The sequence below is a fragment of the uncultured Sphingobacterium sp. genome (assembly GCF_964277905.1).
GTDB lineage: Bacteria > Bacteroidota > Bacteroidia > Sphingobacteriales > Sphingobacteriaceae > Sphingobacterium > Sphingobacterium siyangense.
In genome coordinates this window covers 19,272-29,745 of record NZ_CAXYKD010000016.1, presented here as the reverse complement: position 1 = coordinate 29,745, position 10,474 = coordinate 19,272, and the positions used below count along the sequence as shown (strand labels likewise).

The window sequence follows — 10,474 nt, the reverse complement described above, 5'->3', positions numbered from 1 at the left end:
CAGACCCTTTCTCTTAGCGTTTATTTGTACAGTAATTTTTATGTTTCCTATCGTTTCCTCTTTTTTGTTTCGTCATCCAATGTTTTTAAAGACTATTGGATTTTCACTGTACGACGCCAATTTTTATGTTGAACCCTTCTTTCGAAAGGTAGCTTGTAGCCGTTTTGTATTATAAGAACAGCTGTCGATGTAAAATAGTTTTAAAAATAAATGTTTCGATGTTTTAAATTGACATTTTTGAAATAAGCTCTTACTCGTTAGACATTATTATCGAATTTCTAATTTAAATATCTCTTCGCTGTTTTTTCTATTAGCAATTTGATATCATCATAGCGGGCGATGCTCAAAAGCCAATCTTCAGGTATACTTTCCAGCCCATAGTACAAACCAGCTAATCCGCCCGCGATCGCAGCCCCGGTGTCTGTATCTTCACCAAGGTTTACAATAGATAATACCGTGTCTTTATAGTTGTCTTTTTCCATAAAAAGCCATAGGCTTGATTCTAGACTATCGATCACATAACCGCTGGACCTTAATTGATTATGTGTCTTAGATCTGATGTCATGCAAAATGGTGCTATTAAAATGAATTATTTCTGACTCAGGGAAATTGATGTCCGCCCAGAACTTTGAAACTTGATTCCGCATTTCAGCATAAGCCTGCTCTTTGGCCAAACCAAGCAAAATGAGTTCGGCTAATTTAAGATAGATAAAACATGCCATTGCAGCGCGTATGTGCTTATGCGTTAGGGCGGAAATTTCCCAAATTTTCTCGAATTGTTCCGACGGACTAAGTCCTTTGATCTCAAATAAAAGGGGTAATATTCTCATTAACGAACCATTGCCGTTGTCTTGTTCTCTCGCCCGATATTTTAGCAAATGTAGCTCTCCGAATTGCCCGGATCCGATAATATCTTTAAGCTCACCGATCGATTTAGCCGTGGTGATACCGATATCAAAGACTTCTCCTCTTGCTGTCCACAGCTTACCTTCCTTCCAAGCTATAAATTTCTTGGAGATATCTACCAAATCATATCCACCCAACAGCGAGTCTGCAAGACACAAGGTTAAAGATGTATCATCTGACCAGGTACCCATAGGTTGATTATGGCTGCCAAATCCGATCATTTCGGTAGCTGGATTTTTTAGCATTTCTTCTTTCGAACTGAATTCAAAAGGTACACCAAATGCATCACCAACCGCAATGCCAAACAATGCTCCATACATTTTATTTTTCGCTTGATTAGCAGCTGTATTAGACTGTATATTCATAAATAATTTGATCGTTGATTCATATCAATATAATAAAAAATATTCACCTCCCCATTTCCGCCATTCACCGAGTTTTCCCGATCGTTAGTCTAAAGCCGATAGGCTAGGAGCGTATTGTGTTGTAGTTTTGAGTCAACAAATAAGAACAACAGAACTAACACTATAAAATAAAGACATTATGAAAACGCTAGTAAAAACATTCGCAGCAGCAGCCTTAATCGCAGTATCTACATTCGCTATGGCAGCTGAAGGACCTGGAGCAAAATCAACAAAAGCAAACGTTAACCTTTCCACCGCAGATTTCGCTGTAGAGCACTACGTTGCGGTAACTACAGAGGGCGAATCAGCAGGAGTGGAGCAGTTATTCGCCGCCGATTTCAATCAAAAGATCCAAGCTACCAATGCGCAGTCTAACAGCCGTAGCGAAGTGGTTAAATCCTTGAAAAAGCAAAAAGGCGAAAAGCTAAACTGTACAGTAAGCACTGATATCATCGAGGAATCGGCAGACTACATGGTCGCTAAAGTAACCTTGAAATTTGAAAACTTCACCAAGACTGATTTAGTTACCTTGGAGCGTGTGGGCAATGACTGGAAAGTATCCAAATCGATCAATTCGTATAAGTAGTATCCAATAACTGGTGGTTTGCCAATCATAAAAAGACAAACCACTAGTGAATCATATGTTTATTAAGGCCACGTCGTGAGATGTGGCTTTTTTTATGCAGCTAAGGAACCTATTCCTTTTGTTTCTGCATTATTCCAAATTGAACATGTTGATTGCTGTCTGGCGTTTTACTTACATAGGTGTCCCAAATATGTTTTGTCACAGCTTTTAAAGATTTATTGAGTCGGACTGGGTGATATCCCGGGCCTGTAAAAAACTCAACTTCATTGTCGATTTTTGAATACCAGATATTCCCAATGTCTTTCACCCTTAAGATGTCAGGCGGTGTGATTTTACGAAAATGCTCTAGTCTATCCTGATCTAATCCAATAACCTGATACGCTTGTGTTTTGTCTTGGCAATCGACCTGAATATATTTTTCGCCATCCCAGCACATGCAATCTTTGGGAGTCAAAAAATGTATTGTAATAAAAATAGCAATAATGAAAGAAGTAGCTCCGGTAAATCTTAAGGTATGTCTATTTAAAAATGGTTTTTTCTGCGAGTCTGATTCATTTTTATTTCTTTGGCTTTCATCAACCCCTTCTGAACTAATTAACTTACTTGTGTCAACATGGTCTATATCCACATTGGTTTTCTGATGATCTCCTTTCGAAATAACAGACTCGTTTTGGCTATTACCTTCTCCGTTAATAGATGTGGAGGGGCCCTTTTTAGCATCATCTTCAACAGGTGGACCATTCTTTTCTAAAGGTGGGTCATTCTCAATTTGTATGGGCTTATGATCATAATTAAGGCGAAATGGACGCGGTTGATAATCCACAAGTACAGCTAATAATTTGACAAGAAGCTCATCTGGGTTTTCTGTTTCCCGTAAAATAAACTTCTGTAAAGCTCTTAACCATCCTGTTTTATAATTGTAGATAGCATCTTCTAAACTTTTCTCCTTTTTAAGTGGATCAAAGAATTTTTGTAAGACCTGAATATCGGTTTCTGGTAACCCTTCGGATAATCTAATTAAGCAGTAATCTCTCAAGTTTGCAGGTGAGGGACTGGCCAATAATTCATCCATTTCTTGTTTGCTTTTCTTTTCCTCATAGAGGGAAAGAACCCTTTCTTTAAATATGTTAAACGTCGGCATGGCTACAAATTTAGGTTCTATTTCTATCAGTATTTACGGAATCCCGTAAGTCAACACCTTATCAATATATCGGTATTTATCGAATTTTTAGAATTCTATCAGTCTTTTCCGTATTGTCGGAATCATTTGATAAAAAGGGTTTTAACGGCTATAACTTTGTTCTCGAAGTCAGGTGGTAAATCAATTAAAATATAAACTAAGATACTAATCTGATTTCACAATGAGAAGATCTCGCGGTAGTCTTTAGCCGGTTTGGGAAGCAGCTTCTGCCTCCCGCGATTGACACTCTTACTTCCCAAAAAATTCAGAAGGCCTTCTGAAAACATTTGTAGCAAACCCGTGCATGGTGCACGGGAACTACTCATTTTTTTCAACTTTTTAAATTTTTTGAATCATGTGGAGTTTAATATTATATTTTCTATTTGGAATCGGTCAACCGTCTAATGCACAACCTAGCGCTGGAACACCAACAGTACAGACTGCAGATACTCCGCCGCCAAATCCTGGTGATGATGGAGATGGTGGAGATAAAGGTAATGTAAGACCGCCAAACCCATAACATAATTAAGGAGTAGGTAAGCCACCTACTCCTTTTTTGTTAAAATTTAACTGTTGTTATCTTGGTCGAAAATCAATAAATTCGATTAAAAATTTGGCCGTGTATAAATTACCTATCCTTCTATTTTTCCCAATTGGTATTTTAATGTCTTGTAACCAGAAAAAGGGAAATACGTTAAAACAGCCTGAAAATTTATATTATGAATGGGCCATGTCATCACTTAAAACGGGAAAATCAGATAGTTCATTTTTTTATTTTGAGAAAGCAAAAGAGCAATATTTATTAAATAATGATAGCCTAAATGTCGCTCGTTGCCTAATTAATATGGGAATTAATCTATATGATGTAGGAGATTTTTTTGGAGCGCAAGAAACTTCTTTGGAAGCAGTAAAATATTTAGACCCTAAAGATTTGAATGAAAGTAAGTTATTAGGGTATTTGTATAATACAATTGGTAACGCAACGGATGAATTAAAGCATTATGATCAAGCTATTACATATTATCAACAAGCAATCAAATTTTCGATTGATTCAAACGCTACTTTAATTTATAAAAATAACTTGGCAGTTTGTTTGCGAAACGCAAAGCGCTACACGGAGTCCACTACACTGTTAAATTCGATCCTATCCAAAGTTGCAAGTGGCACCACTGAATATGCTAAGTTCTTAAACAATTTGGCTAAGACAAATTGGATGGCCGATGCTGCTTATAATCCAGTACAATTATACCAGAAGGCGCTAAGTATACGTCTCAGAAAAAAAGATCTATGGGGCCAAAATTCTAGTTACGCAAGTCTAGCTCAATATTATGAAAAAAAAAGTGCTGATTCATCGATCTATTATTTGAACAAACAATATGATGTTGCAAAAGTAATTGGAAGTGCGGATGATCAGTTGAATGCATTAAGAGGCCTAATTCAAACTAATTCCTTCAATTCTCAACGGTATCTGTCAACCTATTTGGCGCTCAACGACAGCATCCAGCAAGCCCGCGCCGCCGCCAAAAACCAGTTTGCCCTAATCCGCTACGAAGTGGAAAAAAATAAAGCTGATAACCTGCGGCTGGAAAAGGAAAATGTCGAAAAGCAGAACCGACTGGTCAGACAACGTGCCATTACTGGAGCAAGTATCTTTTTACTCCTGTTGACAGTTGGTGGGGGAACCCTCTGGTACAAACGACGCAAGCAGCGTCTTGAACTCGAAGCCGAGAACAAGGTTAAAGAAACGCAGCTTCATCTTTCAAAGAAGGTACATGATGTGGTGGCAAACGACATTTATCATGTGATGACGGAAGTTGAATATCGAGATGATCTGGATCGTGAAGTGCTGCTTGATAAATTAGAAATTATTTACAATCAATCGCGAGACATCTCACATAATGTCGAGCAACGGCCTACCGTTGAAGTTCCTTATAATGAGCAAATTTCTACATTGCTTAAACCCTATGGTACTAGCGATCGTCGTATATCGATCGTTGGAATTGACGCCGAACAATGGGTTGATGTCAGTAAGCGCATTAAAGAAGAAATAAAACATGTACTTCAGGAACTGATGGTCAATATGAAGAAGCATAGTGGGGCCGAGCGGGTCGTCGTGCGCATTGAAAAATCAGACCAACAGCTTAAAATTTTTTATAAAGATAATGGTGTTGGCCTACCAGCAGAAAGACCTCAGGGAAAAGGTATGGCGAATACGGTTTCCCGTATTGAAAGTCTAGGTGGCGGAATTATCTTTGTCAGTGAACCGGGAGAAGGGCTCAGCATTACTGTCAATATCCCATTAATATAAAGATGATTGTTGTATGTTTAAAAAAGTACTTATTGCCGAAGACCACGATACAGAAAATTTTGCAGTACAAGTAACACTGCGTGACTTGGGAGTAGTTGATCCCGAATATGTTTATTATTGTGATCATGCCCTCGCTTGGATCAAGAATGCTATCCGTGCCGGAGAACCATATGACCTACTTATTACCGACATTAATTTTAAGGATGATGGTTCTGATCAGGAGATTCAGGATGGACTTTCGCTGATTAAAGCAGTTAAATCTATTCAGCAGGATATTAAAGTTGTTGTAATGACCGTGCAAGAGATCACGACAGTAGTCCATGAAATGTTCAAAGAAAAACAAATTGATGGTTATGTTTTGAAGGCACGCCGCGGAAGAGAGCATCTAAAGGAAGCCCTCCAGATGGTGTATCAAGGTAGAACATATCAATCTGCAGATAATAAGAAGGCTGTCCAAGATCTAAATGCATTTGAATTCTCCCAGCTTGACTTACAGATCGTTAATTTATTATATCAAGGTATTCCACAATATCAGATGCCTGAAATACTCAAACAGTTAGGTGCTAAAGCTTCCAGCCTGAGCACAATCGAGAAGCGCCTTAATCTGATGAAAGAATCTTATGGTTTTACCAACAATGCCCAGCTAATTGCACACTGTAGAGATGCTGAGCTGATATAACTTTTTCCATTACGGTTTTCCGTAAAGACTCTTGGGGATATCGTGCTACTTTTGTAAGAAAGGTAAATAGCGAGGTAGGGTTATTTGCTAAAAACGATATCTGATGCATTCAAGATATTTAGTGCCATATTTTAACCAATAAGATGATGAGAAAAGGCTATCGTAGGATAGCCTTTATTTGTTTCATGATTATCTATAAAAGCTGAACTTAAAAGTGGCTGGGGCGAATGCACTATTTTTAATCAGCCTGATTTGAAAAGGTATTGATTGAGTTTAGTGCATAGTAAGCGATTCCATTATCCGGATATTCTTCCAGAATTTCTTCGTAGAACGCCTTTGCTTTTTCGGCTTGCCCAGTCTGCGCATAGCAGAATGCAATATTACAGAGCGCCATTTCCCGATAGCTCATTTTTGAAGCACTAAACATGGTAACTGCCCGATATTTATCTAACCATTCCTTTTTTGTAAAGAAATTGACACTCTGTTTAAAATATTCAATCGCACCGTTAAAATCATTTTGTTTGACTGCTTTCATTCCCTTTTTGTGGCTCTTGGGAATGAGCTGTTGCAATGCTGTTACTAAAATGAAAAAAAGAACTGAGGCGACCACCACGCCCTCAAGTTGGAATAAGAATAAGGAAGCTACCACCAGGACCATCCAGAACACAATAAGGATTAAAACAGCTGGCCAGGACACTGACCTTACAATAGGAACATTTGCACTCATATAGATTAATAAATTGCTGGTTTTTATTTTTCTAAAGGTATCAAAATTTCTTAAAAAATCCTCTTTCAGTATGTCGATGACGTTAAGTTTTAAAGCGGTATTTATCGTATCGCTGCTTATCTCGAGAAAATAGGGTAATTGTTTTATCTAAAGTACTTCTGTTGACAAAACTATTAGACAAAATGATATTAAAAATAAGGTATAAAGTGCTGAAATGTAGTTTACTATTTTTACGTAAAGTCATATTTTGAATATCATGTTAAGATTCTGATTTAATTTTTATGAGCTACGGTTTCCCGTAAAAAAGACTGATTTAATCAAGCTAGTTTTGTTTTAAGCGAGTTGGCAATGTTTTAATCAATGCTTAACTGCTGGAGTTAACGATACATTTATTAGCAGATTAATATGGCTATTAACCTACAAAAAGGACAACGGATCGAAGTTGGACTTACAAAAATTACCATAGGATTGGGCTGGGATCCTAATGAAGGAACAGGGAATGATTTTGACTTAGATGCATCCGCATTTATGATTGATCAATTCAAACAGATACCAGCTGAACCTTTTTTTATTTTTTATGGAAATACAGATTCTCCTGATGGCGCACTTCATCATACAGGTGATGATCCAACCGGTGGCAATAGTGCCAACGGAGATGATGAAAGTATCCAAGTTGATTTATCAAAAGTAGACTCCCGAATTACAGAGATATCCTTTGTCGTTACTATTCATGATGCTACTGCCCGCAGGCAAAATTATGGACAGGTAAGAAATTCTTACATACGAATCGTAGATGATAGCAATGGACAAGAAGTTGCGAAATACGAATTAGGAGAAGATTTTTCTCTTGAAACTGCCGTTGAGTTCGGGCGTCTTTATCGTCGCAATGATAGCTGGAAATTTGAAGCTTCTGGTATGGGCTATAAAGAAGATCTAGCCTTCTTCCTGTCAAAATATTATAAAGGACAAATTATAAAATAATATAGATTATGGCTATTAACCTAGAGAAAATCACCCTTGAAAAGAAAGGTGACTCGCATTTTATTGACTTATCAAAAAAAGGTAATCCAATTACACAGGAGATCAATATCAATTTGAATTGGTCAAAAGGAACAAAAAAGGGAATATTTGGAAGTTTATTCAGTAAGGATATCGACCTGGATCTGGGATGTTTCTATGAGTTGAATAACGGAGAGAAAACTGTTATCGATGGTCTTCAGTTTTCCGGTGGCAAGGGAGGGACCAAGGATCGTTTGACCCGGCAAGGACGTTATGTGGCTGAACCCTGGATATGGCATACTGGTGATGATAGAGGGAGCAGCTCTGGTTCCGGCGAAAATATCATTGTAAATCCGGCTGGACTCAAAGACCTGAAACGGATGGTTATCTACTGTTTCATTTACGAAGGGGCAGCACGTTGGCAAGAAACAAATGGTGTTGTCACTGTAAAGGTCCCTGGTAATGCGGAAATAGAAGTACAGATGGGAGCACAATCCAGTCACAGCAAATTCTGTGCGATTGCTGAAATACTCTTTTCTCAAAATTCAATCACTGTCAGAAAGCTGGTGACTTTCCATAATTCGCATGGAGACTGTGACAAGGCTTACCGATGGGGAATGCAATGGACGGCCGGATCAAAATAGGAAATCATTATGGTTATTGATACGTCATTATTTGAACACTATTCTTTTGATCTATGGCTTACACTCATCAAATCAAATCCTCATTTCAAACAAAAGAGAAATATGTTGCTACGGGATTTCTTTTGCGTCGATAAAAAGATCGGGGATATAGATAAAGTCGTCCGGCATTACGATATTTTGAGTAATCAGATCAGTGAGATAACAGGAAAACATATAGATCGTGAGTTTATCTATTGTTTGATTTTAAGTGAATTAGGAGTTGATCTCGATACAGATCTCAAAGAGCGTTTGACGGAATTCACGAGGGAAGTCGATATTCTTTTTTGGGAATATAAGCCTGTTCTCCTGAATGATAATCAGAAAAGCGTATTCGAAACAATAGTTTCCAAGGGGAAGACCCTAAGTCTTTTAAGCAATACTGCATTTCTAGACGGTACCGTGTTACGTCGGGTACTCGAATATTATGAGCTATCGGATTTCTTCTCTTTTCAACTTTATTCAGATGAAATAGGGGTTTGCAAGCCAAATAATACAGCTTTTGAACTTGTTTTCCAAAAAATAAGACAACAGCGAACGATCAAGAAAAAAGATATTGTCCATATAGGTGATAATCAAAAAGCAGATTATAATGGCGCTATCAATTATGGTTTTAACGCAATATTAATCCAATAAATTATGATGTACAGATATAGCTTACATCATGTTGAACATCAGCATGTATGTCCTTTTTCAGAAATGGAATACAGTCGCTTTAAGTTTGGAGAGACGATTTATGCCGAGAAGTTTGCAAAAGAACTGTGCATGGGTTTTTTGGCAAAGCATAAGAATTTGATTCTCGAACAAGAAGAGATTATTTTACTGCCTAGCCCATATAACTCCATTCCGACAGCATCCAATTTTTTATGTTCCTATTTCAAACGGGAGTTAAATAGATTTTTGTTTCAGCATGGCAAGGCCGCATGCAAAGAAAGTAAGATCCATCGCAAACAGACTTATGTGGAGGACTATGGAAATATGGACTCTGAACAACGCTTGAAACTTATTGCAAACGATACCTATCATTTGGATCGGGATTTTATAGCAGATAGGTTCTGTATTTTTTTAGATGATATCAAAATCACTGGAAGCCACGAACTGACAGTTGAAAAAATACTAAAAGATCATAACGTGCAGGGGACTTTTTTCTTTGTCTATTATGCTGAGCTCGTCAACCAGTCTATCCATCCCAATATTGAGAATAAGTACAATTACTTTGATGTCAAATCACCGGGCGACCTTGTACGGATTATTAACAGTAGTAGTTTTCACTTCAATACACGCTTGGTTAAATATTTACTCTTGTTAAATGAAGTAGATTTTTTCCAGGTCGTCAATCAAATCCCGGTAGAAAAAAGCTGTGAATTGTTCGATCTAGCAATTAGCAATAACTACCATACTATAGTGCATTACCAACAGAATATTATAAAACTAAAACAACATAAATCATGGCAATCAATTTACAAAAAGGGCAAAGAGAGAACATCAATGCACCCAAATTTACAATCGGCCTAGGGTGGGACACCAATAGTTCTTCCACAGGAAGCGCTTTTGACTTGGACGCTTCGGTATTTATTCTTGGAGAAGACAAAAAGATTCTTTCAGATCAACATTTTATTTTTTACAACAACCTAAAATCTCCAAATGAGGCAGTAGTTCATACTGGTGACAATCTTACGGGAGATGGGGATGGAGACGACGAGCAAATCATCGTAGATCTAGCGAAGATTGAAGATACAGCGACAGAAATATGCATCGTCATTACCATTCACGATGCAATATCACGAGGTCAGAACTTTGGACAAGTACGCAATTCCTTTATGCGTATTCTCGACACTGTTTCCAATGAGGAACTATTGAAATACGAATTGGAAGAGGATTTCTCCATAGAGACTGCTGTCGAGTTTGGCCGTATTTATAAACGGAATGGTGAGTGGAAATTTGAAGCTGTGGGTATGGGCATGAAAGGTGGGTTGGAAGATTATTTAAAGAAATACAATTAAGA

At 37.7% G+C, this 10,474-nt stretch carries 13 protein-coding genes; 9 read left to right on the top strand and 4 right to left on the bottom strand.

What is annotated here, in order from left to right:
* Nucleotides 1-278: 278 nt before the first annotated feature.
* Entirely contained in the window at nt 279-1,271 is a 993-nt protein-coding gene (locus ACHWSC_RS08090) for an ADP-ribosylglycohydrolase family protein (RefSeq protein ID WP_394676415.1), read from the bottom strand.
* A 178-nt stretch (nt 1,272-1,449) separates the two neighbouring features.
* Between ACHWSC_RS08090 and ACHWSC_RS08085 the strand changes: the two genes are divergently transcribed.
* Nucleotides 1,450-1,896 carry a nuclear transport factor 2 family protein gene (locus ACHWSC_RS08085; protein ID WP_394676414.1) on the top strand — a complete coding sequence of 149 codons (447 nt, stop codon included), beginning with the start codon at nt 1,450-1,452 and terminating at the stop codon, nt 1,894-1,896.
* A gap of 109 nt (nt 1,897-2,005) precedes the next feature.
* On the opposite strand, the gene ACHWSC_RS08080 is transcribed toward ACHWSC_RS08085, so the two are convergent.
* The gene (locus ACHWSC_RS08080; RefSeq protein WP_394676413.1) at nt 2,006-3,037 is read right to left on the bottom strand and encodes a hypothetical protein; all 1,032 of its coding nucleotides are present in this window, start codon (nt 3,035-3,037) and stop codon (nt 2,006-2,008) included.
* 215 nt (nt 3,038-3,252) lie between these two features.
* Nucleotides 3,253-3,402 carry a hypothetical protein gene (locus ACHWSC_RS08075; RefSeq protein WP_394676412.1) on the bottom strand — a complete coding sequence of 50 codons (150 nt, stop codon included), beginning with the start codon at nt 3,400-3,402 and terminating at the stop codon, nt 3,253-3,255.
* A 29-nt stretch (nt 3,403-3,431) separates the two neighbouring features.
* Between ACHWSC_RS08075 and ACHWSC_RS08070 the strand changes: the two genes are divergently transcribed.
* The 3 genes from ACHWSC_RS08070 to ACHWSC_RS08060 all read left to right on the top strand — a co-directional run bounded on the left by ACHWSC_RS08070 (nt 3,432) and on the right by ACHWSC_RS08060 (nt 6,063).
* The gene (locus ACHWSC_RS08070) at nt 3,432-3,596 is read left to right on the top strand and encodes a hypothetical protein (RefSeq protein ID WP_394676411.1); all 165 of its coding nucleotides are present in this window, start codon (nt 3,432-3,434) and stop codon (nt 3,594-3,596) included.
* 99 nt (nt 3,597-3,695) lie between these two features.
* Nucleotides 3,696-5,384, top strand: a complete 1,689-nt coding sequence (locus tag ACHWSC_RS08065; RefSeq protein ID WP_394676410.1) for an ATP-binding protein — start codon at nt 3,696-3,698, stop codon at nt 5,382-5,384.
* Nucleotides 5,385-5,397: 13 nt separating this feature from the next.
* The gene (locus tag ACHWSC_RS08060; protein WP_394676409.1) at nt 5,398-6,063 is read left to right on the top strand and encodes a response regulator; all 666 of its coding nucleotides are present in this window, start codon (nt 5,398-5,400) and stop codon (nt 6,061-6,063) included.
* 238 nt (nt 6,064-6,301) lie between these two features.
* Here ACHWSC_RS08060 and ACHWSC_RS08055 read toward each other — a convergent pair whose 3' ends face one another.
* Nucleotides 6,302-6,790, bottom strand: a complete 489-nt coding sequence (locus ACHWSC_RS08055) for a tol-pal system YbgF family protein (protein ID WP_394676408.1) — start codon at nt 6,788-6,790, stop codon at nt 6,302-6,304.
* Between the two features lie 405 nt (nt 6,791-7,195).
* On the opposite strand from ACHWSC_RS08055, the gene ACHWSC_RS08050 reads away from it, so the two are divergent.
* The 5 genes from ACHWSC_RS08050 to ACHWSC_RS08030 are packed head-to-tail and all read left to right on the top strand — an operon-like array spanning nt 7,196 to nt 10,472.
* Nucleotides 7,196-7,771, top strand: a complete 576-nt coding sequence (locus ACHWSC_RS08050) for a TerD family protein (protein ID WP_394676407.1) — start codon at nt 7,196-7,198, stop codon at nt 7,769-7,771.
* An 8-nt stretch (nt 7,772-7,779) separates the two neighbouring features.
* A complete protein-coding gene (locus ACHWSC_RS08045) occupies nt 7,780-8,433 on the top strand; it encodes a stress protein (RefSeq protein WP_121127218.1) in 654 nt (217 codons plus the stop codon).
* A 9-nt stretch (nt 8,434-8,442) separates the two neighbouring features.
* Nucleotides 8,443-9,105 carry an HAD family hydrolase gene (locus tag ACHWSC_RS08040; RefSeq protein ID WP_394676406.1) on the top strand — a complete coding sequence of 221 codons (663 nt, stop codon included), beginning with the start codon at nt 8,443-8,445 and terminating at the stop codon, nt 9,103-9,105.
* A gap of 3 nt (nt 9,106-9,108) precedes the next feature.
* Nucleotides 9,109-9,984: a phosphoribosyltransferase family protein gene (locus tag ACHWSC_RS08035; protein ID WP_121127216.1), complete on the top strand. Its 876-nt coding sequence runs from the start codon at nt 9,109-9,111 to the stop codon at nt 9,982-9,984.
* Nucleotides 9,918-10,472 carry a TerD family protein gene (locus tag ACHWSC_RS08030; protein ID WP_121127215.1) on the top strand — a complete coding sequence of 185 codons (555 nt, stop codon included), beginning with the start codon at nt 9,918-9,920 and terminating at the stop codon, nt 10,470-10,472. Before ACHWSC_RS08035 ends, ACHWSC_RS08030 begins: the two co-directional genes overlap by 67 nt.
* The last annotated feature ends 2 nt before the right edge of the window (nt 10,473-10,474 follow it).

Excerpts from the sequence above, each read along its gene's own strand:
- ACHWSC_RS08085 (WP_394676414.1), top strand. The coding sequence starts at position 1,450 with ATGAAAACGCTAGTAAAAACATTCGCAGCAGCAGCCTTAATCGCAGTA.
- ACHWSC_RS08045 (WP_121127218.1), top strand. The coding sequence starts at position 7,780 with ATGGCTATTAACCTAGAGAAAATCACCCTTGAAAAGAAAGGTGACTCG.
- ACHWSC_RS08055 (WP_394676408.1), bottom strand. The coding sequence starts at position 6,790 with ATGAGTGCAAATGTTCCTATTGTAAGGTCAGTGTCCTGGCCAGCTGTT.
- ACHWSC_RS08035 (WP_121127216.1), top strand. The coding sequence starts at position 9,109 with ATGATGTACAGATATAGCTTACATCATGTTGAACATCAGCATGTATGT.
- ACHWSC_RS08070 (WP_394676411.1), top strand. The coding sequence starts at position 3,432 with ATGTGGAGTTTAATATTATATTTTCTATTTGGAATCGGTCAACCGTCT.
- ACHWSC_RS08075 (WP_394676412.1), bottom strand. The coding sequence starts at position 3,402 with ATGAGTAGTTCCCGTGCACCATGCACGGGTTTGCTACAAATGTTTTCA.
- ACHWSC_RS08030 (WP_121127215.1), top strand. The coding sequence starts at position 9,918 with ATGGCAATCAATTTACAAAAAGGGCAAAGAGAGAACATCAATGCACCC.
- ACHWSC_RS08080 (WP_394676413.1), bottom strand. The coding sequence starts at position 3,037 with ATGCCGACGTTTAACATATTTAAAGAAAGGGTTCTTTCCCTCTATGAG.
- ACHWSC_RS08060 (WP_394676409.1), top strand. The coding sequence starts at position 5,398 with ATGTTTAAAAAAGTACTTATTGCCGAAGACCACGATACAGAAAATTTT.
- ACHWSC_RS08040 (WP_394676406.1), top strand. The coding sequence starts at position 8,443 with ATGGTTATTGATACGTCATTATTTGAACACTATTCTTTTGATCTATGG.
- ACHWSC_RS08050 (WP_394676407.1), top strand. The coding sequence starts at position 7,196 with ATGGCTATTAACCTACAAAAAGGACAACGGATCGAAGTTGGACTTACA.
- ACHWSC_RS08090 (WP_394676415.1), bottom strand. The coding sequence starts at position 1,271 with ATGAATATACAGTCTAATACAGCTGCTAATCAAGCGAAAAATAAAATG.